Below are 20,276 nucleotides of genomic sequence, written 5' to 3' on the forward strand. Positions count from 1 at the left end.
CCCGACGGCGTCAGCGCTGCGGGAAGCGCTCCGCCAGCAGTTCGATCGTCCGCTCACGTGCGGGCGCCGAGTTCGACGGCGTGCCCTCCCGTGCCGACCCGACGGGCGACACCATGACCTCGTCGACACCGAAGCGGTCGGCGAGACCCTGCAGCTCTGCCGCAGCCTGGTCGGCGTCGCCGATGATCCAGGCAGCGCGCATCTGCTCGACGAAGCCGAGCTCGAGATCGCTCTGCTCGGTGGCGGCAGCCTCTTCGACGGTCGCGATGGGTCCGAGCGGCTTGCCGGAGCGCAGTCGCGCCATCTGCTGCAGGTTCGGGAGCGCCAACGCTTCCGCCTCGGCGGCCGTGTCGGCGACCACGGCGTTCGCGGTCAGGAAGGTGCGCGGCGCGTCGAGATGGGCGGACGGCTGGAAACTGGACCGGTAGAGCTCGAGGGCCCGAGCCGTCCCCTGGCCGGAGAAGTGGTGCGCGAAGACGTAGGGCAACCCGAGTGCCGCGGCGAGCGCCGCCGAGTAGTCGCTCGATCCGAGCAACCACACGTCCGGCACGCTGCCGGCCTTCGGCGTCCCCCGCAGGGCGTACTCCTCGCCGGAGGTCATCCGCACGCTCGCGCCGTCGACGCCGAGGAGGGCGACGATGTCCTGCACGTTGTTCGGGAACCGGTCGACGTCGCTCGTGTTGCCGGACTGGCGGAGCACGGCGGAGATGACCGGGTCGCTGCCCGGTGCCCGGCCGAGGCCGAGATCGATGCGGCCGGGCGCGGAGGCCTCGAGGAGCGCGAACTGCTCGGCGACGACGAGCGGAGCGTGGTTCGGGAGCATCACGCCGCCGGAGCCGACCCGGATCCGCTGCGTGGCGGCGGCCAGGATGCCGATGACGACCGCGGGGTTCGTCGATGCGACGGACGGCATGTTGTGGTGTTCGGCCACCCAATACCGGTGGTACCCCAGCTCGTCGGCGCGCTTCGCCAGGGCGATCGTCGCTGCGAGGGCAGCCGCGGTGTCCTGGTCGGTGCGGACGGGGATGAGATCCAGTATCGAGAGTCGCATGGTCACCTTTCGTCGCGCTGCCGAACGGCGACAGACGCATCAGGGTGCAGCGCTCGGACGGCCCGACATATTCCGCCTCGGCCACCGCAGTGGATTCCCAGGGCGATCCAAGCCGGATGCCACACCTGACGCGTACGCTGGATGCCCGCGACCCTGAAGGAGCACAGCATGGGATTCCTCGATCGACTGCTCGGACGCCCTGAGTCCGATGGACCTGTCCAGGCGACGGGTGGTGGGAGCCCCGCCCCGACCAGTGCGCGGACGGAGGACGAGATCGCCGTCGAACGGTACCGCTACCTCCTGCGGACCGCGCCGCCGGAGACCATCGAACAGGTCCACGAAGAGGCCTTCACGAAGCTCACCCCCGAGCAGCGGGGCATCCTGTACCGACAGCTGTCGGAGGGCGCTCCGACCGGTGAGGCACCGGCCGACGACTCCCCCAAGGCCCTCGCGCGTTCGGCCACCAGGGCCGAAGTGCGGCAGCCCGGAACCCTCGAGCGGAACCTCGGTCCGCAGGGCGGCGGGATGGGCTTCGGAGGGATGCTGGCCAGCTCGATGCTCGGCACCATCGCCGGGGTCGTGGTCGGTTCGGCCATCGCGCAGGCGTTCATTCCGGACACCGTCGGAACCGATGCAGCAGCCGATGCCGGTGCCGATCAGGGTGGTGCCGAAGCCGGGGCAGGAGACGGCGGGACGACCGACGCCTCCGCAGCCGACACGTCCGCCGACGGCGGTGGCTGGGGTGACGGTGGATTCGGCGACTTCGGAGGCGGCGGCGACTTCGGAGGCGGCGGCGACTTCGGGTTCTGAGCCCCGCCGACGCCCGGTCGCGGCACCATGCGTCCGTCAGCGCCGCTGACCACCCGCGGTTCGCGCCGGAGCGGCCGTCCGGAGCTCCATGGCCCGCTGAGCGAGCAACTCGATGACCGCTTCGATCCGTGCATCCCGGTGCGCGTCGTCGGATCGCTCCACCCACGTCGCGAGTTCCCGCTGTGCGCTGTTCGGCAGGCCGCGGAAGAACGACAATCGACCGGCGTCGTCGATCGCCTCCTCGAGGTCAGGCCGCAGCCGCACCACCGTGCCGGTCGCCGAGAGCGGCGCGGCTCCCACATCAGCGTGTCTGCCCATGCGGCAACGGTAGTGGGTCAGGCGGCAACCGTCGAGCGGCTCGGTCCTGACCGACCTCGGCCGGGTCGTCGGGCCGTCGGGACCTCAGGCGAGTTCCCACGAGGCGACGCCACCGCCGACGACGACGAACACCGGGTGCGGCTGCGGTCGCCAGACCTTCGCCCATCGGGACGCGACGTCCGGGCTGCGTCCGAGCAGGTGCCGCCGCAGGTTGCCCCATTCGTAGTCGAGCTGACCGTCGGTCACGACGAGGGGGTCCCGGAGGACGCCGGAGGCGACGACCCGCGCGCGGTCGAAGACGATGTCGCGCTCCTGCGCCTCGTCGGCGACCCCGTTGAGATAGGCCGCGATCGCCTCCAACGGTTCGTCGGCCTCGAGGAAGCGCTGGAGCTGCGGGTGTGCACGGAGACTTGATCCTGGCTCCTGCAGGACCCGTTGGGCAATCAGCCCTTCACGCCAGGACGACGTCAGCGCCTGGGCGTCGAAGTACCGGGGATGGATCGACCAGAGACGCATGTCTCCATCCTGCCCGAGGGCGCTGACAACCGACTCCGGGCAGCCCCTGCCCCTCGCCGCAGCGCATGACCCTCGCCGTGGAGCCCTGCCGCGACGCGCGTAGGCTGAGGTGCATGTCTGAGCGCGCCACATCCCGTCGCCCGATGCCCCGGTGAGCGCTGCACCCGGATCCGGCCGGCGTGGGCTCCTCGTCGATCTGAGTCCGCTCCGGGAGAGTCCCGCCTTCGCCCGCCTGTGGATCGGCGGGGCGATCACCGGGATCGGCGGCCAGATGACCATCGTCGCCGTCGGCCTCCAGGTCTACGACCTCACCGCGTCGACCTTCGCCGTCTCGCTCGTGGGCGTCATCGCCCTCATCCCGATGATCTGCTTCGGGCTCTACGGCGGCATGCTCGCAGACGCGTTCGACCGACGCACGGTCGCCCTGACGGCCGCCGTGGTCACGTGGGTGTCCACGGCGATCATCGCGGTGCTCGCCTGGAGCGGCTCCGAGGTGGTCTGGCCGCTGTACCTCCTCACGACGATCAACGCCGTGTCGACGACCATCGTCGGGACGACGCGGCAGGCGATCCTCCCCCGGCTGCTGCCGGCCCGCCTCCTACCGTCCGCCGCGGCGTTGTCCGGCATCGCCGCGGGGGTCATGGTGACGGTCGGACCAGCACTCGCAGGCGTCCTCGTGGCCGGCGTCGGATTCCGCTGGACCTACACGATCGACGTCGTGCTGTTCGTCGCCGCCTTCCTCGGAATCGCGTCGCTGCCGAAGATCCTGCCCGAAGGGGGCGTCAGTCGACTTCCGGGCCTCGCGAGCCTGGTCGACGGCTGGACCTTCCTCCGGACGGCCCCCAACGTCCGGATGACGTTCATCGTCGACATCGTCGCGATGACGTTCGGCAACCCGCGGGTGCTCTACCCTGCCGTCGGCACCCTGCTGCTCGGCGGCGGGGCGATCACCGTCGGGATCCTGACCGCGGCCGGCGCGGTCGGCACCCTGCTGTCGAGCCTCGTCTCCGGACGGCTCGGCCGGATCGACCGTCAGGGCCGCGCCATCGAGCGGGCCATCATCGTCTACGGGCTCGCCATCGCCTGCTTCGGCGCGGTCCTCGCGTGGGTCACGTGCTCCGGAACGGCGACGCACGATGCCGCCGACGCGAACCTGCCCGCCATCGTGATCGCGGCGATCGCACTCGCCGTCGCCGGAGCAGCCGACAACATCAGCTCGATCTTCCGGATGACGATCCTCCAGGCGGCCGTGCCCGATGCCGTCCGAGGCCGGTTGCAGGGCGTCTTCACCGTCGTCGTGACCGGCGGACCCCGCGTCGGCGACCTCTACATCGGTCTCGCGGCTTCGGCCTTCGCGCTCTGGGTACCGGCGCTCGCCGGCGGACTCCTGGTCGTCGTGCTCGTCTGGACCCTCGTCCGCGCCCAAGGGGCCTTCCGCCGCTACGACGCGCGGACGCCGACCCCGTAGTGCCTAGGCGGGGGCCGTGGCGATCGAGAAGACGTCGCGACCGCTGAGCGAGGCTCGGCCGGGCAGTCCCTCGAGCTCGAGCACCAGTCCGAGCCCTGCCACCTCGTACCCGGCGCGCTCGATGAGGCTGACCGCCGCGCCGCAGCTGCCGCCCGTCGCGAGCACGTCGTCGAGGATGAGCACGCGCGTCCCGGCCGGCAGCTGCTCGGTGCGCAGCTCCAGGGCGGCGGCGCCGTACTCCAGGCCGTAGTCCTCGCGGAGCACCTCACCCGGCAGCTTGCCCGCCTTACGGATGGGGACGAGTCGCGTGTGGGTCGCGTACGCGACCGCCGCGGCCAGCAGGAACCCACGGGCTTCGACACCGGCGACGGCGTCGAAGCGCCCCTCGAAGCGCGACGCCAGCTCGTCGATGATCGCGCGGAAGGCGTCGGCGTCGGCGAAGACCGGGGTCAGGTCGCGGAACAGGATGCCGGGCGTCGGGAAGTCCGGAATGGTCGCCGTCAGGCGGTCGACGTACTGGGTTGCGGTGGTCATGTGGTCCTCGTTCGGTCTGGGAGACATGCGACACCCCTCGCCTCCGCGACGCGTCGGTCGAGAGAGACGAGGGGTGACCTGCGGATGGTTACTTGACGCCCAGGAGGTCGATCACGAAGACGAGCGTCTGGCCCGAGAGCTGGTGGCCACTGCCGGCAGGGCCGTAGGCGAGCTCCGGTGGGACCGTGAGCTTGCGACGGCCGCCGACCTTCATGCCGGGGATGCCGTGCTGCCAGCCCTGGATGAGGTTGCGCAACGGGAAGTTGATGGACTGCCCGCGGCTCCAGGAGGAGTCGAACTCCTCGCCGGAGTCGTAGCCGACGCCGAGGTAGTGGACGTCGACGGTCGAAGAGGCCTGCGCCTCGTCGCCCTCGCCGAGGAAGATGTCCTCGATGACGAGTTCGGTGGGGGCCGGGCCCGTGGGGGCGTCGACCTCGGGCTTGGTGCGTGCTGAATCGGTCATGACTCCATCCAAGCAGTTCCGCCCGATCGGTTCACGCGGATTTCGCTGAGCGCGTGACGCCCCGGGCCGACCCCGGGTGGTGTGGTCGTCGCGTCACACCCGGTACTTGGGGGTTGCGGGCCGTGGCACCCGGGTGCATGCTGGAGGGACAGACCAACTCATCGCCCGGGCGACTCGCAGGCAGTGCCGCAGCACCGGGCGATGAGTCTGTCCGGGGCGGTCGCCCGAGGATCCGCCTCGCATCCCGTTCCGTCGTGTCCGGGCACCCGCAGCTCGGACCGGTATGTCCACAACGCCCGCGCCCGACGCGCCTGCGATACCGTAGACGGGTGAAGTTCGCCCATTTCGTCGCCACAGACCACCAGCCGAGTACCCCCGCAGAGCCGCGGGTCCGACTCGCCGTCATCAGCGAAACCGGGGCGGTGTTCCTCGACGAGATCCTCGAGGACGCCCCGCGCGACCTCCAGGAGCTCATCGAGCGCGGCCCGGCCGAGTTGGACCGTGTGCGGAGCTTCGTCGAGACGTCGCTCGCCCACGGTGTCAGCGGAGAACCCCTCGACGGGCTCGTCCACGCGTCCGCGGTCCTCCGTCCGCCGACGATCCTCGCGGTCGGGCTCAACTACTCGGCGCACTCGCAGGAGCTCAACCTCAAGACCGACAACGCCCCCACCATCTTCGGCCTGTGGGCGAACTCGCTCACCGGTCACGAGGGCACCACGAGCTGGCCCGCGGCGATCAGCGAGCAGGTGGACTACGAGGCGGAGCTCGGTGTCGTCATCGGCCGGGCCGCTCGCGACGTCGATGCGGCCGATGCGCTCGGCTACGTGTTCGGGTACACCGTCGTCAACGACATCACGGCCCGCAACATCCAGTACTCCGAGGCGCAGTGGTCGCGCTGCAAGTCCTTCGACGGGTTCACCCCGACCGGCCCGGTGGTCGTGACCGCGGACGAGATCCCCGACCCGCAGGACCTCCACATCTCGACCGTCCTCGACGGCGTGACGCTCCAGGACTCCTCGACCAGCCACATGGTCCGCAGCGTCGCGACGCTCATCGAACACTTGTCGGGCTCCGCGACCCTCCTGCCCGGAACACTCATCTCGACGGGCAGCCCGGGCGGCGCGGGATACTCGCGCGACCCGCAGGTCTTCCTGACCGACGGCGCGACGGTGACCGTGTCCGTCGAAGGCGTCGGTTCGCTCACGACGCACTGCGCGGTCACCGCCGGGTAGTCAAGTCCCTCACAGCACACGACGAAGCCGTCCGGACCCTGGTCCGGACGGCTTCGTTGTCTTCCACTGCGTCGGTCAGCGACTCGGGTCGGAGTCCGCGCCCGGGATCGGCAGGTCGATGATCGGGATGGCCGAGGTGACGGCCTCGATCCCCGAGAGCCGCGCGGGCGAGAGCTGCTTCGTCACCTCGTCGCGCGTCATGAGGTTGGCCTCGACCACGAGGTCCGCGACATTGCGGCCCGTGAGCAGCGCGGTCTTCGCGAGCGCCGCAGCCGACTGGTACCCGATGAACGGGGTCAGGGCGGTGATGACACCGACGGACGCGCCGACCATCACCTCGAGTCGTTCCTCGTTCGCCGTGATGCCGTCGATGCAGTTCACCCGCAGCGTTTTGCACGCCTGCGCCATCCAGACGATGCTCTGCAGCAGCGAGTGGGCGATGACCGGCTCGAAGGCGTTGAGCTGCAACTGCCCGGCCTCGGCCGCCATCGTGACCGTCATGTCTGCGCCGACGACGCTGAACGCCACCTGGTTCACGACCTCCGGGATGACCGGGTTGACCTTGCCCGGCATGATGCTCGATCCGGCCTGCCGTGGCGGCAGGTTGATCTCGCCGAGCCCGGCCTGCGGACCGCTCGACAGCAGACGGAGGTCGTTGCAGATCTTGGAGAGCTTGATGGCGCTCCGCTTCAGGGTGCCGCTGAACGACATGAACCCGCCGGCGTCGCTCGTCGATTCGATGAGGTCGGGAGCCGTCGTGAGCGTGAGGCCCGTGATCTGGTTGAGGTGACGGACGACGGCTTCCGCGTAGCGCGGGTCGGCGGTGATCCCCGTCCCGATCGCGGTGGCGCCGAGGTTGACCTCGGCGAGCAGCCAGAGGGTCTCGTGCAGACGGTCGTAGTCCTCGGTGAGCGTCGTCGCGAAGCCGTGGAACTCCTGTCCGAGGGTCATCGGGACGGCGTCCTGGAGCTGCGTGCGTCCGACCTTGAGGACGTGGGAGAACTCGGCGGACTTGGCGCTGCACGAGTCGCGCAGCAGACCGAGCTCCGTCAGGAGGAACTGCAGCGAGAACGCGAGCGCGATCTTGATCGAGGTCGGGTAGACGTCGTTGGTGGACTGCGACCGGTTGGTGTCGTCGAGCGGGTGCAGGTACTGGTATTCGCCCTTGGCGTGGCCGGCGAGCTCGAGCGCGATGTTCGTGATCACCTCGTTCGCGTTCATGTTCGTCGACGTGCCCGCACCGCCCTGGATCACGCCGACGAGGAACTCCTCGTGGAAGTCACCGTCGATGATGATCTGGCACGCGCGGTCGATGAGGTTCGCCTTCGCCGGGTCGAGGACCCCGATCTCGGCGTTCGCGCGGGCGGCGGCCTGCTTGACGCTCGCGATGGCGACGACGAGGTCGGGGTAGACGGAGATCGGACGCTTCGTGATGGGGAAGTTCTCGAGCGCGCGTGCCGTGTGGATGCCCCAGTACGCGTCGGCCGGGATCTCCATCGAACCGAGGGAATCCGACTCCGTCCGGGTCTCGTCGCTGTTCGTCCTGTCCGCCATGTCGTCGTCTGCTCCAAGGGTGGTGGGGATGCTGCTGCTGGTGGTGCTGATCGTCACTCGTGGCTCCGTTGCCTGGTGGGTGGATGTCCATTCCAGCGTAGCCGGGTGCGATCCCCGATGCCGCTGCGGTGTCTCGGACACGAGACGGTTCCGTGCCTGCGGTTCAGCTCCCGTGGGTCACCGCTTGCGCGAGAACGCCTCGAGCCGCTCGGCCGGGCTCAGGGCGGCCATGCGGTCGACGAACGCCGCGCTGAAGGTGTCGGCGGTGGTGTAGTCACCGAGCGGCACCGTGGAGTGGGTGATGCGGTCGTCGTAGACGTGGACGAGGTTGAACGACTGACCGCCGAACATCCCGTTCACCTCCGACGACGGGCGTGAGAGGTTCATCGAATAGCAGCTCGCGCTCGCGACCTGGACGGGGATGCCCGCGAAGGTGCTCGAGGTGGAGTAGTGCAAGTGGCCGCCCAGGATGGCGCGCACGTCGCTCCCCCGCAGCACGGCCTCGAGCCGGTGCTGATCGCGGAGTTCGAGGATGTCGAAGAACGGGATGCTCGAGGGCACCGGCGGGTGGTGCATTGCCAGGATGCTGCCGAGGGGCGCCGGGGTGGCCAGGACCGTCTGCAGCCACTCCAGCTGGCTGTCCTCCAGCTCGCCGTGATGCCAGCCCGGGACGGTCGAGTCGAGACCGATGACGCGCAGTCCGCCGAAGTCCCAGACGGCGTCGAGCGGCTGCTCCCCCGCCGGGAGGTCGAGCAGCTCCGTCCGCATGACCGAGCGCTCGTCGTGATTGCCCATGAGCCAGACGATCGTGGTACCGAGGCGCTCGGCGACGGGCTCGACGCGCTCGCGCAGGCGACGGTACGCGTCGGCCTCGCCGAGGTCGGCCAGGTCGCCCGTGAACACCATCGCGTCGGGCCGGAGCTGCATGCGCTCGATCTGGCGGAGGGCCTGCTCCAGGTTGGCCTGCACGTCGACCGCGTCGTAGAGGCGTCGGCCGTCGGCCAGGAGGTGCGGATCGCTGAGGTGGACGATGACCCGGCCGGGTGCCGGGTACTGACCGAATCGGACGTCGGAAGTCATGGCACGAGTCTAGGACGCACCCCCGACGGAGCCGTCGGCCGTCCGCGGACGGCCGACGGTCCGGTCAGGACGCGACGCCGAGGAGCTGCTCGATGGGTCCGCGGGCGAAGAAGACGAGGAACCCGGCTGCGACGACCCATAGCAGCGGGCTGATCTCGCGCGCCTTCCCGGACAGGGAGCGGAGCACGACCCAGGCGATGAAGCCGGCGCCGATGCCGTTGGCGATCGAGTACGTCAGCGGCATGACGACGACCGTCAGGAACACCGGGAGCGCGACCGAGAACTCGGTCCAGACGATGTCCTTGATCTGCGACATCATGAGCGTCCCGACGATGACGAGCGCGGCGGCGGCGACCTCGGAGGGCACGATCTGCGTGAGCGGCGTGAAGAACATGGCGAGCAGGAACAGCGCGCCGGTCACGAGGTTCGCGAGGCCGGTCCGTGCCCCTTCGCCGATGCCCGCGCCGGATTCGATGAAGACGGTCGAGGAGGAGGACGAGGTCGCGCCACCGGCGACCGCGCCGACACCCTCGACGATGAGCGCCGAGCGGAGTCGCGGGAAGTCGCCCTTGGCGTCCGCCACACCGGCCTCCTTCGAGAGCCCGGTCATCGTGCCCATGGCGTCGAAGAAGTTCGTGAACACGAGGGTGAACACGAGCATGAGCGCGGCGAGGACGCCGATGCGCTCGAAGCCGCCGAAGCTCACCTGGCCGAGCAGGCTGAGGTCGGGGACCCCGACGACCTGGGTGGGCAGGGTCGGGACGCTCAGGTTCCAGCCACCGGCGTTCTCCCCGCCGTTCGAGGCACCGACCTTGAAGATCGCCTCGGCGATGATGGCGATGATCGTGGAGGCGACGATGCCGATGAGCAGGGCACCCTTGATCTTGCGCGCGACGAGCACGCCCGTGAGCAGCAGGGAGATCACGAAGACGGCGGTCGGCACCGTGGCGACCGAGCCCTCGATCCCGAGGCCGACCGGCGGCGAACCGGCGCCCGTCGACCGGACGAAACCGGCGTCGACGAACCCGATGAACGCGATGAAGAGACCGATGCCCACGGTGATCGCGATCTTCAGCTGGATGGGCACCGCGTTGAAGATCATGGCGCGAAGGCCGGTCGCCGCGAGGAGGACGATGATCAGACCGTTGATGACGACGAGCCCCATCGCCTCGGCCCAGGTGACCTGACCGACGACGCTCACGGCGAGGAAGGAGTTGATGCCGAGACCCGCCGCGAAGGCGAACGGCAGGCGTGCGACGAGTCCGAAGAGGATCGTCATGACACCGGCGGTCAGCGCGGTCACGGCCGCGACCTGGGCGAAGCCGAGTTCGCCACCGGTGACGTCGGCCGAGCCGCTCAGGATGATCGGGTTGAGGATGACGATGTAGGCCATCGCGACGAAGGTCACGAGGCCGCCGCGCACCTCGCCTCCGACGGTCGAGCCGCGCTTGCTGATCTCGAAGAAACCGTCGAGACGCTCTCGGAACGAGCGCGGAGCGGTGGGCGTCGTGGTCACTGGACCTCCTGGGTCTGCATCGAAGCAACCAGCGTACCGGCACGGCGGACCGCCCCGCGACGACCGGGATGCGAGGGTGCCGCTACGATCGGCTGGACCCCTTAACCAGCACCCTCCTCACGGAATCGAGCTCACATGGCGCTGCCCTGGACTCTGCACGGCGACGGCAAGCACGTCCCGACCCACGCGATCGTCGGCCCCGGTGAACGCCTCACCTGGCCGCGGACCATCGGCCTCGGCATGCAGCACGTCGTCGCGATGTTCGGTGCCACGTTCCTCGTCCCGGTGCTGACCGGGTTCCCGCCCACCACGACGCTGTTCTTCTCGGGCGTCGGCACTCTCCTGTTCCTCGTCATCACCAAGAACCGCGTGCCGAGCTACCTGGGCTCGTCGTTCGCCTTCATCGCCCCCATCTCCGCCGCGGTCGCGAGCCAGGGCATGGGCAGCGCCCTCTTCGGCATCCTCGCGGTGGGCCTCCTCCTGGCGCTCGTCGGCGTCGTCGTGCAGGTCACGGGAACCGGGTGGATCGATGCACTCATGCCGCCGGTCGTCGCCGGTGCCATCGTCGCACTCATCGGGTTCAACCTCGCCCCCGCCGCGAAGAACAACTTCGTGGCGGCTCCGATCACCGCCCTCGTGACGCTCGCGGCCGTCATCCTCTCGACCGTGGTGTTCCGAGGGATCCTCGGTCGACTGTCGATCGTCATCGGCGTCGTGGTCGGGTACATCGTCGCGGCGATCCGCCAGGAGATCGACTTCTCGAAGATCGCGGACGCCGCATGGGTCGGCCTCCCCGAGTTCCACCTCGCGGACAACCCGATCTCGAACCCGGCGGTCTGGGCGGTCCTCCCGGCGTTCCTCCCCGTCGTGCTCGTCCTCATCGCCGAGAACGTCGGCCACATCCGGGGCGTCGCACAGATGACCGACGCCTCCGTGAACAAGCAGACCGGTCGCGCACTCCTGTCCGACGGCCTGGCGACGATGCTGGCCGGCTTCGGCGGCGGTTCGGGCACGACGACCTACGGCGAGAACATCGGCGTCATGGCGGCGACACGGGTCTACTCCACGGCGGCCTACTGGGTCGCCGGTCTGTTCGCGGTCCTCCTCGGCCTCTCCCCCAAGGTCGGTGCGGTCATCAACACCATCCCGGCGGGCGTCCTCGGCGGCGTCACGACGGCTCTGTACGGACTCATCGGCATCATCGGCGTGAAGATCTGGCTCGACAACAAGGTCGACTTCTCGAAGCCCGTCAACCAGTTCACCGCGGCGACGGCCCTCATCATCGGCATCGCCGACTTCACCTGGGTGGCGGGTGGTGACGTCAGCTTCAACGGGATCGCGCTCGGCACGATCGCCGCGATCGTCATCTACCACGTGATGTCGACCATCGGTCGCTGGCGGAAGACCGCCTGACCCGTCCGGTGCGGGGCGTCAGCGCGGTGCGCTGGCGCCAGCGCGGGTCGCACGCGTGAGCGCGGGTCTCTGGAGCCCCGCGCTCACGTGTGTGACCAGCGGTCACGCCGGGTAGATGCGTTTCACGCCAGCGCACCGCGCCGGCGCACCCACACGCATCGGGCCCGGACCGGTGGCCCGCGCTCGTGTCAGCGCGGTGCGCTGGCGAACCCCGGGGGTCAGCCCTGGTGGAAGAAGGGCACGATCAGGTAGATGCCGAAGAGGACCGCCCCCGCACATAGGGCGAAGCAGACGTAGGCACCGGCGCGGGCCAGGTTCTGCTGGGCTGGGGTCAACGGGTTCTTCCGAGCGGCCTTCGCAGCGCGCTTCGCCGCCTTCGCGGCCTCCTCCGGCGTGATGACCGTGATCGCGTCGGTGAACTCGGCCGGCGCCACCACGGGCACGCGCCCGGCGGTGGTCAGGAGCCGGAGCCCGAGGGAGTACAGGCTGACGATCGCGGTCGCGCCGACGAGCGACGTCGCGAAGACGATCAGGAATGCTGCCCAGTCGATCACTTCTTCACCTTCTTGGGCTTGGGGTTGCGCTTGATCTTGACCGCGCGACCGGAATCGGCGACCTCACTGACGACGTTGCTGTGGTCGACCTGGTTCCGGCGCGAGATGAGGAAGATGGTGAGGATGACGCCGACCCCCACCACGGCGTCGATGATGATGCCGACGAGACCGAGGTGGGCGACGGCGGCGGCGAGTGCCCCGACGATGCCGGCCGCGGGAAGGGTCATCAACCAACCGAGGGCGATCCGCCCGGCGGTCCCCCAGCGGACCTTCGATCCGCGTCGCCCGAGGCCGGAGCCGATGACGGACCCGGAGGCGACCTGCGTGGTGGAGAGGGCGAAGCCGAGGTGGCTCGAGGCGAGGATCGTGGCGGCGGTGCTCGTCTCGGCCGCGAAGCCCTGTGCCGGCTTGACGTCGGTGAGCCCGGTGCCGATGGTCTTGATGATCCGCCAGCCGCCCATGTAGGTGCCGAGCGCGATGGCGAGGGCGCAGACGACGATGACCCAGAGTTCGGGGCCGGTGCCGACCGCCTGCACGCCGACCGCGATGAAGGTGAGGGTGATGACGCCCATGGTCTTCTGTGCGTCGTTCGTGCCGTGCGCGAGGGCGACGAGGGACGAGGAGAAGATCTGCGCGTATCGGAACCCGTCGCGACCGTCGGGCTTGCCGTCGTAGCGCCGCGTGATCCGGTAGGCGAGCTTCGTCGCCGAATAGGCGACCACGCCGGCCGTGACGGGGGCGATCAACGCCGGGAGGATGACCTTGGAGAGGACCACACCGAAGTCGATCGAGCCGAAGCCGGCGCCGACGATCGCCGCGCCGATGAGTCCACCGAACAGGGCGTGACTGGAGGACGACGGCAGACCGAGGAGCCAGGTCAGCATGTTCCAGACGATCGCGCCGATGAGTCCGGCGAAGATCAGCTCCGGTCCGATCCGGATGCCGCCCTCGCCCTCCCGGATGAGCCCGCCCGAGATGGTCTTCGCGACCTCTGTGGACAAGAACGCACCGACGAGGTTGAGGATCGCGGCGAGCAGGACGGCGGTCTTCGGCTTGAGGGCGCCCGTGGCGATCGGGGTCGCCATGGCGTTCGCCGTGTCGTGGAACCCGTTCGTGAAGTCGAAGAACAGTGCCAGTGCGATGACCAGCACGACAGTCAGGGTAACGAGTTCCACTGGTGTCTTTCTCGAGGCGGAGCGAATACGGACACAGTGCTCCCCGACGAGATGTTTGGGGGGAATTCACGTGCTGGATACGGGCGGTTCACCCGCCGTACACGATCCTTACACCCTGCCCGGTCGAGGTCAACTCGACGCCGATCAGCGCCCGCCGCCGCCTCCGCCGCCTCCGCCGCCGCCCGCGAAGCCGCCGCCCGTCGAGCCGCCGGACGAGCTCGCTCCCCCACTGGTGGACCAGGACGCCGACGTACTCGAGGCCGATCCGGAGAAGCCGGAGAACGCGTTCGCGAACATCGCCGCCTGAAACGGGGTGTTCGAGGCGTACCAGGACGGCGCGCTCCCGGCCTGCTCGTAGCGGATGCCCAGCTCCTTCGCCCACTCGCGCTCCACGCCCCAGAGCACGGCGAAGGGCAGGAGCCGTTCGGTGACCCGGACGAGCTGGCCGGGGTCGCCGAGGTCCATCCGTTCGGCACCGTCGGGGCTCTGCAACATGCGGAAGCGGTCCTGCTCCGCCAGCGCGAGGTAGTCGCGGAGGCCGAGCAACTCGTCCCGCGCATCGGCACCGGTGGCGGTGAGCGGTTTCGGCGCGATGGCCAACACGATCCCGGCGAGCAGCGCGATCCCGGTCACGAAGAGCGCGGCGACCGACCAGCCGTTGTCCGCTCGCTGGGAGTAGGCGACCCCGAAGAAGACGATCCCGGCGACGCCCAGAAGGGCGAGCGCCCCCACGATGATCCACGCCCGCCCGGAGGAGACCGAGCGTCGGAGGCCGAGGTCGAGGGCGTTCCGCTTGGCGGCCGCGAGTTCCGCGGTGACCGCCTTGCCGAGCGCCGGGTCGACCTGCTTCATCTCCCGCGGTCGGTTCCGGTCGGGGAAGAGCGCGGCGAGCACGCGCCGCTCCTGCTCATCCGTGTCGCTGTCGTCGAGGTACTGCAGGGAGTAGTCCTTCTTGCCCGGTCCGTCCACGATCCGGAGCTTGCCGCGGACGGCGAGGCTGACGATCTCGGCTGCCATCGACGAGGAGGCGCGTCCGGCGAGGTCGCCCGCCAGCAGGAGGTTCATCTGCTTCGGGACGGAGTACTGCGGCACGATGACGCCACGACCGGGGTGGTCACGCCAGAAGCGCAGTCGGATCCACAGGAGTGCTCCGAGCCCCGCGGCCGACAGCGCGCCGAGGACGATCGGGACGATGGAGAAGACCGGTGCCTCGCCGGGGCGGGGCGGTTGGACGAAGGTGCCCGGTTCGAACCCGATCGCGACCGTCAGCGTCTGGCGGGCCTGCAGCGGGACGGAGGCGGTCGTGAAGACGTCGCCATCGGCGTCCTCCGCCTGGGAGAGGTCGCACGGCGAGCTGTCGTCCGGATCCCCGCGGTAGCAGGCGCCGTCACCGGTGAGCGCGTCAGCGATGTCGGGGGCGACCCGCACCGTCATGCTGGCGTCGGCGAACGGCTGGTCCCAACCGGTCCCTGGCGCGTCCCAGTAGAACTCGTCGGAGCGTGTGTCGCGATAGGCGCCGACGACGCCGCGCTGCGTGTAGGTGATCACGTAGCTCTGCGTGCCGCGCACGTAGTCGTCCGTTCCGAGCGACAGCTCGAGGAAGTCGCCGTCGCGGTCGGTCTCCCACTCCACGGGCGCACCGTCGGCGTCGGTCACCGAGACGATCTCCGTGTGCAGCGGTGCCCGGTCGAACTCGTCGGGGATCGCTCGGATGATGCCCTTGTTCTGGTCGGACTGGGGGAACTCCGCGACGAAGGTCTCGACCGCGCGCAGCTCGGCCTGACCGTCGCCGCCACGGCTCAGGGTGTAGTCACCGTCGAAGGACGAGAAGGTGAAGTCGGACACGTCGGTCCGAGCGTCGGCCGCGGCGGGCGGCGTGCTCGCGAGGGTCGCGACGAGCGGTGCACCCACCGCCAGGGCGAGGGCGACGAGGAGCACCCGCGACGCGTGGGCACGGACCGGGGACAGGCGACGACGTCTGGGCTTCACCCGGCCAAGTCTAGGAGGGGTGCCGGCGGGCGCGCGGACGCGCCCGCCGGGACTCACATCTCCTCGTGGGTGTTGGGGTCTCCGTCGAAGAGCCTGCCGCCGGTCCGCCCGAGTGCGGTGATCGCCTGCACCTCGGTGTCGCTGAGTGCGAAGTCGAAGACGTCGATGTTCGTGCGCTGGCGTTCCGGGGACGCGGACTTCGGGATGGGGAGCACGCCGCGCTGGTGGTGCCAGCGGAGGACGACCTGCGCCGGCGAGACGTCGTGCGCCGCGGCGGCCGCTGCGACCGGCTCCTCGGCGAACGGTGCCTGCGCCTTGCCGAGCGGGCTCCAGGCCTCGGTCAGGACACCGTGTTCGCGGTGGAACGCGAGGAGTTCCTCCTGGGGGAAGTACGGGTGCAACTCGACCTGGTTGACGGCCGGCAGCACACCCGTCTCGTCGGCGAGGCGGGTCAGGAACTCCTCGGTGAAGTTCGAGACGCCGATGCTGCGGACGAGGCCCTCGCGCTGCAGCTGGATCATGGCCTTCCACGACTCGACGAAGCGGCCGACGGAGGGGTTCGGCCAGTGGATGAGGTACAGGTCGATGTGGTCGAGGCCGAGCGAGGCCAGGGATCCGCGGCACGAGGTGATGGTCTCCTCGAAACCGTGGTCGCGGCCGGGCAGCTTCGTCGCGACGACGAGTTCGTCGCGGGACACGTCGGTCTCGCGGACCGCTGCGCCGACGGCGTCCTCGTTGCGGTAGTTGACGGCGGTGTCGATCAGTCGATAGCCCGCATCGATGGCGGACAGCGTGGCGTCGGTGCCCTCGCGGCCCCGCAGGGGGTACGTGCCGAAACCGATCGCGGGGACGCTCGAACCGTCGTTGAGCGCGAATGTTGGGATGGTCGTCATCACCCCACGCTAGACCCGGCGGCCCTCGGATGGCTCCGAGCGGGCTGGGAGGGCGCGCCTCGACTAGCGTTGGACCATGGCGAAGCTCTCTGCCCCCCGTGCCCAGACCCGACCGACCGAACGCACCCACCACGGCGACACCGTGGTCGACCCGTACGAGTGGCTCCGCGAGAAGGAGTCGCCTGAGGTGATCGCGCACCTGGAGGCGGAGAACGCCTACACCGAACAGGAGACGGCGCATCTGGCCGGACTGCGCGAGCGCATCTTCCAGGAGATCAAGCGTCGCACGCTCGAGACCGACCTCTCGGTCCCGACCCGTTCCGGTGCGTGGTGGTACTACGGCCGCAGTGTCGAAGGCCGTCAGTACGGCATCCAGTGCCGCATCCCGGTCGCCGACCCGGAGGACTGGACGCCGCCGACCCTGCCCGAGGGCGGCGCGGCCCCCGGCGAGGAGATCATCCTCGACGCCAACGTCGAGGCGGAGGGCCACGAGTTCTTCTCCCTCGGCAGCTTCGACGTGTCGGACGACGGCACGCGACTGCTCTACGGCGTCGACGTCGAAGGCGACGAGCGGTACACCGTCCGTGTCCGGGACCTCGCGAGCGGCGTCGACCTCGACGACGAGCTCCTCGGGACCGCGGGCGGGGCGGAGTTCTCCCCCGACGGCACCGCCATCGTCTACACGACGGTCGACGAGAGCTGGCGCCCCGACACCGTGCACCTGCACCGGGTGGGGACGTCCCAGGACGGCGACACGGTCCTCTTCCACGAGCCCGACGAGCGGTTCTGGGTCGGCGCCGGATTCACCCGCAGCCGCGCGCTGCTCCTGATCGAGGCGGGCTCCTCGGTCACGAGCGAGACCCGACTCGTCCCCGCCGACGCACTGTCCGAGGAGGCGCGGGTCGTCTGGCCGCGGACCGACGGCGTCGAGTACAGCGTCGAACACCGGGTGGCCGACGGCGCAGACCGGTTGCTCATCCTGCACAACCGGGACGCGCCGGACTTCGAGCTCGTGGAGGTGCCGCTGTCGGATCCGCTCGGCACGGCGCGGGTCGTCGTCGCGCACAGCAGCGAGCGCCGGCTCGAGGACGTCGAGGCGTTCGAGGCCGTGACCACCGTCTCCTACCGGCGCGACGGCCTGACCCGCATCGGCCTGCTCGACCCGACGAGTGGCGACATCGACGAGATCGCCTTCGACGAACCGCTGTCCACCGTCGGCTGGCACGGCAACGGTGAATGGGCTCAACCGATGCTCCGGTTCGGATACGGGTCCCTCGTGACGCCGTCCACCGTGCTCGAACTCGACCTCCGGTCCGGCGAACGCTTCGTGCGCAAGCAGCAGCCGGTCCTCGGCGATTACGACCCGGCGGATTACGAGCAGTTCCGGGAGTGGGCGACGGCCGTGGACGGGACCCGGGTACCGATCTCCATCGTGCGCCGGGTCGGTGTCGAGGGGCCCGGGCCGCTCCACCTCTACGGGTACGGCTCGTATGAGGCCAGCATGGACCCGTCCTTCTCGATCGCGAGACTGTCGATGCTCGACCGCGGCGTGACCTTCGCGATCGCCCATGTGCGCGGCGGCGGTGAACTCGGGCGCCACTGGTACGAGGACGGCAAGAAGCTCCACAAGCAGAACAGCTTCAGCGACTTCGTCGACGTGGCCGACCATCTCATCCGCGAGGGCTGGACGACGCCTGCCCGCCTCGTCGCCGAGGGCGGCAGCGCCGGCGGCCTCCTCATGGGCGCCGTGGCGAACCGTGCTCCCGACCGCTTCGCGGGCATCCTCGCCGGCGTCCCGTTCGTCGACGCGCTGACGAGCATCCTCGACCCGTCGCTCCCCCTGACGGTCATCGAATGGGACGAGTGGGGCGATCCGCTCCACGACCCCGAGGTCTACGCGTACATGAAGGCCTACAGTCCCTACGAGAACGTCGACCCGGAGAAGCGCTACCCGCGCATCCTCGCGACGACGAGTCTCAACGACACCCGCGTCCTGTACGTGGAACCCGCGAAGTGGGTGGCCCGCCTGCGGGACGCCGGAGCGCCGGCACTGATGAAGATCGAGATGAGCGCCGGGCACGGTGGGGTGAGCGGTCGGTACAACGCGTGGCGCGAGCGCGCCGAGGAGCTCGCCTGGCTGCTCGACGTGCTCGGACTCACGGACACCGATCCGGCCTGATCCGAAGCGACGACGCCCCTGCTCCGTCCGGGGCAGGGGCGTCGTCGGTGCGGCGGGTGTCTAGCCGAAGAGGATCGCCGCTTCGTCGTAGCGCTCCTGCGGCACGGTCTTCAGCTTGCCGAGCGCCTCTTCGAAGCGGCAGTTGACGAGTTCGGTGCCTCGGAGGGCGATCATCGTGCCCCAATCGCCGGCCATGACGGAGTCGATGGCGGCCATGCCGAGACGGGTGGCGAGCACGCGGTCGTAGGCGCTCGGGACGCCACCGCGCTGCAGGTGGCCGAGCACGGTCGCGCGCGACTCGATGCCCGTCCGGCGCTCGATCTCGGGTGCCAGCACGTCGGCGATGCCACCGAGACGGGGACGGTTGAACGCGTCGAGTCCTTTCTCGGAGTGCGCGGTCTCCATGGTGTCGAGCGTGAACCCCTCGGACACGACGATGATCGGGGCTCGACCGCGCTGGTAGACGCTGTCCGCCCACTCGCAGATCTGCTCGATCGACTGCGGCTGTTCCGGGATGAGGATGGCGTGGGCACCCGCCGCCATGCCGGCGTGCAGGGCGATCCAGCCGACGTGCCGGCCCATGACCTCGATGACCATGCACCGCTTGTGCGATTCACCGGTCGTCCGGAGGCGGTCGATGGCCTCGGTCGCGATCTCGACGGCGGTGTCGAAGCCGAAGGAGTAGTCGGTGGCGTCGAGGTCGTTGTCGATCGTCTTGGGGACGCCGACGATCTTGAGGCCGGCGTCGGTCAGACGCTTCGCCGCGGCGAGCGTGCCCTCGCCGCCGATGGCGATGAGCGCGTCGATGCCGAGCCGGTCCATGGTGTGCTGGACGTTCTCCGGGCCGCCGTGGGGTCCTTCGAACGGGTTGGTCCGGCTCGTGCCGAGGATGGTGCCACCCTGCTTGGCGAGACCGCGCACACTGTGGCGGTCGAGCGGCATCGTCAGGCCCTCGACGACTCCTCGCCACCCGTCGCGGATGCCGATGAACTCCTGGTTGTGGATCTTCGTCCCCTTGAGGACCGCTCCTCGGATGACCGCGTTCAGGCCGGGGCAGTCGCCGCCGCTCGTGAGCACACCAATTCTCATATCAACAGTCCTCATGGGGATCGGGGCACCTCAGGTGCCGGGAGTCATCCCCGACAATACCGTCTCGCCGACGGTGCTTCATCCGGCGCCGGTGGTCCTCCGGCCCAGAGGGTCGGTGCCTCGTCCACCGGGGTTAGGCTGCTGGGATGAGTGCCGACGACTACCTGCCCGCCGATGGCGGCATCACGATGTTCTCCACGACCTGGTGCGGGTACTGCGCCCGACTGAAGCACCAGCTGTCCGCAGCCGGCATCCCGTTCACCGAGGTCGACATCGAGCAGGTCCCGGGGACCGCCGACCTCGTCGCCTCGCTGAACGGCGGCAACCAGACGGTCCCGACGGTGATCTTCCCCGACCGCTCGACCGCGACGAACCCGTCGCTCGCGCAGGTGAAGGCGGCTCTCGGCGTCTGACCCGCCGACGACGTCCAGCCGGGCGACCC

19 protein-coding genes are annotated in these 20,276 nt (G+C 69.7%); 6 read left to right on the top strand and 13 right to left on the bottom strand.

The window, feature by feature from the left end; genetic code table 11:
* Nucleotides 1-10: 10 nt before the first annotated feature.
* Nucleotides 11-1,051, bottom strand: a complete 1,041-nt coding sequence (locus BWO91_RS11930; protein WP_079002707.1) for an LLM class flavin-dependent oxidoreductase — start codon at nt 1,049-1,051, stop codon at nt 11-13.
* Between the two features lie 168 nt (nt 1,052-1,219).
* Here BWO91_RS11930 and BWO91_RS11935 point away from each other — a divergent pair, with 168 nt between their 5' ends.
* A complete protein-coding gene (locus BWO91_RS11935) occupies nt 1,220-1,861 on the top strand; it encodes a hypothetical protein (RefSeq protein ID WP_064294476.1) in 642 nt (213 codons plus the stop codon).
* Between the two features lie 36 nt (nt 1,862-1,897).
* Here BWO91_RS11935 and BWO91_RS11940 read toward each other — a convergent pair whose 3' ends face one another.
* Both BWO91_RS11940 and BWO91_RS11945 read right to left on the bottom strand, forming a co-directional pair.
* On the bottom strand, nt 1,898-2,179 hold the full coding sequence (locus BWO91_RS11940; RefSeq protein ID WP_079002708.1) for a YdeI/OmpD-associated family protein: 282 nt from the start codon (nt 2,177-2,179) through the stop codon (nt 1,898-1,900).
* A gap of 84 nt (nt 2,180-2,263) precedes the next feature.
* The gene (locus tag BWO91_RS11945; RefSeq protein ID WP_064294478.1) at nt 2,264-2,695 is read right to left on the bottom strand and encodes a pyrimidine dimer DNA glycosylase/endonuclease V; all 432 of its coding nucleotides are present in this window, start codon (nt 2,693-2,695) and stop codon (nt 2,264-2,266) included.
* Between the two features lie 151 nt (nt 2,696-2,846).
* Between BWO91_RS11945 and BWO91_RS11950 the strand changes: the two genes are divergently transcribed.
* Nucleotides 2,847-4,163 carry an MFS transporter gene (locus BWO91_RS11950; RefSeq protein WP_205847521.1) on the top strand — a complete coding sequence of 439 codons (1,317 nt, stop codon included), beginning with the start codon at nt 2,847-2,849 and terminating at the stop codon, nt 4,161-4,163.
* A 3-nt stretch (nt 4,164-4,166) separates the two neighbouring features.
* Here the strand turns inward: BWO91_RS11950 and BWO91_RS11955 are convergent, their stop codons facing one another.
* Nucleotides 4,167-4,697 carry an adenine phosphoribosyltransferase gene (locus BWO91_RS11955; RefSeq protein ID WP_079002709.1) on the bottom strand — a complete coding sequence of 177 codons (531 nt, stop codon included), beginning with the start codon at nt 4,695-4,697 and terminating at the stop codon, nt 4,167-4,169.
* Between the two features lie 88 nt (nt 4,698-4,785).
* Complete coding sequence (locus tag BWO91_RS11960; protein WP_064294480.1) at nt 4,786-5,160, bottom strand: FKBP-type peptidyl-prolyl cis-trans isomerase; 375 nt, start codon at nt 5,158-5,160, stop codon at nt 4,786-4,788.
* 329 nt (nt 5,161-5,489) lie between these two features.
* On the opposite strand from BWO91_RS11960, the gene BWO91_RS11965 reads away from it, so the two are divergent.
* A complete protein-coding gene (locus BWO91_RS11965) occupies nt 5,490-6,392 on the top strand; it encodes a fumarylacetoacetate hydrolase family protein (protein WP_430929503.1) in 903 nt (300 codons plus the stop codon).
* 75 nt (nt 6,393-6,467) lie between these two features.
* Here BWO91_RS11965 and BWO91_RS11970 read toward each other — a convergent pair whose 3' ends face one another.
* The 3 genes from BWO91_RS11970 to BWO91_RS11980 all read right to left on the bottom strand — a co-directional run bounded on the left by BWO91_RS11970 (nt 6,468) and on the right by BWO91_RS11980 (nt 10,542).
* Nucleotides 6,468-7,946 (bottom strand): aspartate ammonia-lyase, encoded by a 1,479-nt coding sequence (locus tag BWO91_RS11970; RefSeq protein WP_079003955.1) that lies wholly within the window; start codon nt 7,944-7,946, stop codon nt 6,468-6,470.
* 177 nt (nt 7,947-8,123) lie between these two features.
* The gene (locus BWO91_RS11975; RefSeq protein WP_079002711.1) at nt 8,124-9,026 is read right to left on the bottom strand and encodes a phosphodiesterase; all 903 of its coding nucleotides are present in this window, start codon (nt 9,024-9,026) and stop codon (nt 8,124-8,126) included.
* A 64-nt stretch (nt 9,027-9,090) separates the two neighbouring features.
* Nucleotides 9,091-10,542, bottom strand: a complete 1,452-nt coding sequence (locus BWO91_RS11980) for an NCS2 family permease (RefSeq protein ID WP_064294483.1) — start codon at nt 10,540-10,542, stop codon at nt 9,091-9,093.
* A gap of 135 nt (nt 10,543-10,677) precedes the next feature.
* Here BWO91_RS11980 and BWO91_RS11985 point away from each other — a divergent pair, with 135 nt between their 5' ends.
* Nucleotides 10,678-11,955 carry a uracil-xanthine permease family protein gene (locus BWO91_RS11985; RefSeq protein WP_079002712.1) on the top strand — a complete coding sequence of 426 codons (1,278 nt, stop codon included), beginning with the start codon at nt 10,678-10,680 and terminating at the stop codon, nt 11,953-11,955.
* Between the two features lie 218 nt (nt 11,956-12,173).
* Here the strand turns inward: BWO91_RS11985 and BWO91_RS11990 are convergent, their stop codons facing one another.
* The 4 genes from BWO91_RS11990 to BWO91_RS12005 all read right to left on the bottom strand — a co-directional run bounded on the left by BWO91_RS11990 (nt 12,174) and on the right by BWO91_RS12005 (nt 16,566).
* Nucleotides 12,174-12,509, bottom strand: a complete 336-nt coding sequence (locus BWO91_RS11990) for a peptidase (RefSeq protein WP_079002713.1) — start codon at nt 12,507-12,509, stop codon at nt 12,174-12,176.
* The gene (locus tag BWO91_RS11995; protein WP_064294486.1) at nt 12,506-13,684 is read right to left on the bottom strand and encodes an inorganic phosphate transporter; all 1,179 of its coding nucleotides are present in this window, start codon (nt 13,682-13,684) and stop codon (nt 12,506-12,508) included. The genes BWO91_RS11990 and BWO91_RS11995 overlap by 4 nt, the downstream gene beginning before the upstream one ends.
* Nucleotides 13,685-13,828: 144 nt before the next feature.
* Entirely contained in the window at nt 13,829-15,673 is a 1,845-nt protein-coding gene (locus tag BWO91_RS12000) for a DUF2207 domain-containing protein (RefSeq protein WP_167620470.1), read from the bottom strand.
* Nucleotides 15,674-15,726: 53 nt separating this feature from the next.
* Nucleotides 15,727-16,566, bottom strand: coding sequence for an aldo/keto reductase (locus tag BWO91_RS12005; RefSeq protein WP_079002715.1), 840 nt, complete (start codon nt 16,564-16,566; stop codon nt 15,727-15,729).
* A gap of 76 nt (nt 16,567-16,642) precedes the next feature.
* On the opposite strand from BWO91_RS12005, the gene BWO91_RS12010 reads away from it, so the two are divergent.
* Nucleotides 16,643-18,745 (top strand): S9 family peptidase, encoded by a 2,103-nt coding sequence (locus tag BWO91_RS12010; protein WP_079002716.1) that lies wholly within the window; start codon nt 16,643-16,645, stop codon nt 18,743-18,745.
* 60 nt (nt 18,746-18,805) lie between these two features.
* Here the strand turns inward: BWO91_RS12010 and BWO91_RS12015 are convergent, their stop codons facing one another.
* On the bottom strand, nt 18,806-19,834 hold the full coding sequence (locus tag BWO91_RS12015; protein ID WP_064294489.1) for a 6-phosphofructokinase: 1,029 nt from the start codon (nt 19,832-19,834) through the stop codon (nt 18,806-18,808).
* Between the two features lie 146 nt (nt 19,835-19,980).
* On the opposite strand from BWO91_RS12015, the gene BWO91_RS12020 reads away from it, so the two are divergent.
* Nucleotides 19,981-20,247, top strand: a complete 267-nt coding sequence (locus BWO91_RS12020) for a mycoredoxin (protein ID WP_064294490.1) — start codon at nt 19,981-19,983, stop codon at nt 20,245-20,247.
* Nucleotides 20,248-20,276: the final 29 nt, after the last annotated feature.

This window comes from Plantibacter flavus (genome assembly GCF_002024505.1).
In the GTDB taxonomy this organism is placed as follows: Bacteria; Actinomycetota; Actinomycetes; order Actinomycetales; family Microbacteriaceae; genus Plantibacter; species Plantibacter flavus_A.

Coding starts and splice junctions, on each gene's coding strand:
- BWO91_RS11930 (WP_079002707.1), bottom strand. CDS start 1,051: ATGCGACTCTCGATACTGGATCTCATCCCCGTCCGCACCGACCAGGAC.
- BWO91_RS11935 (WP_064294476.1), top strand. CDS start 1,220: ATGGGATTCCTCGATCGACTGCTCGGACGCCCTGAGTCCGATGGACCT.
- BWO91_RS11940 (WP_079002708.1), bottom strand. CDS start 2,179: ATGGGCAGACACGCTGATGTGGGAGCCGCGCCGCTCTCGGCGACCGGC.
- BWO91_RS11945 (WP_064294478.1), bottom strand. CDS start 2,695: ATGCGTCTCTGGTCGATCCATCCCCGGTACTTCGACGCCCAGGCGCTG.
- BWO91_RS11955 (WP_079002709.1), bottom strand. CDS start 4,697: ATGACCACCGCAACCCAGTACGTCGACCGCCTGACGGCGACCATTCCG.
- BWO91_RS11960 (WP_064294480.1), bottom strand. CDS start 5,160: ATGACCGATTCAGCACGCACCAAGCCCGAGGTCGACGCCCCCACGGGC.
- BWO91_RS11970 (WP_079003955.1), bottom strand. CDS start 7,946: ATGGCGGACAGGACGAACAGCGACGAGACCCGGACGGAGTCGGATTCC.
- BWO91_RS11975 (WP_079002711.1), bottom strand. CDS start 9,026: ATGACTTCCGACGTCCGATTCGGTCAGTACCCGGCACCCGGCCGGGTC.
- BWO91_RS11985 (WP_079002712.1), top strand. CDS start 10,678: ATGGCGCTGCCCTGGACTCTGCACGGCGACGGCAAGCACGTCCCGACC.
- BWO91_RS12005 (WP_079002715.1), bottom strand. CDS start 16,566: ATGACGACCATCCCAACATTCGCGCTCAACGACGGTTCGAGCGTCCCC.
- BWO91_RS12010 (WP_079002716.1), top strand. CDS start 16,643: ATGGCGAAGCTCTCTGCCCCCCGTGCCCAGACCCGACCGACCGAACGC.
- BWO91_RS12015 (WP_064294489.1), bottom strand. CDS start 19,834: ATGAGAATTGGTGTGCTCACGAGCGGCGGCGACTGCCCCGGCCTGAAC.
- BWO91_RS12020 (WP_064294490.1), top strand. CDS start 19,981: ATGAGTGCCGACGACTACCTGCCCGCCGATGGCGGCATCACGATGTTC.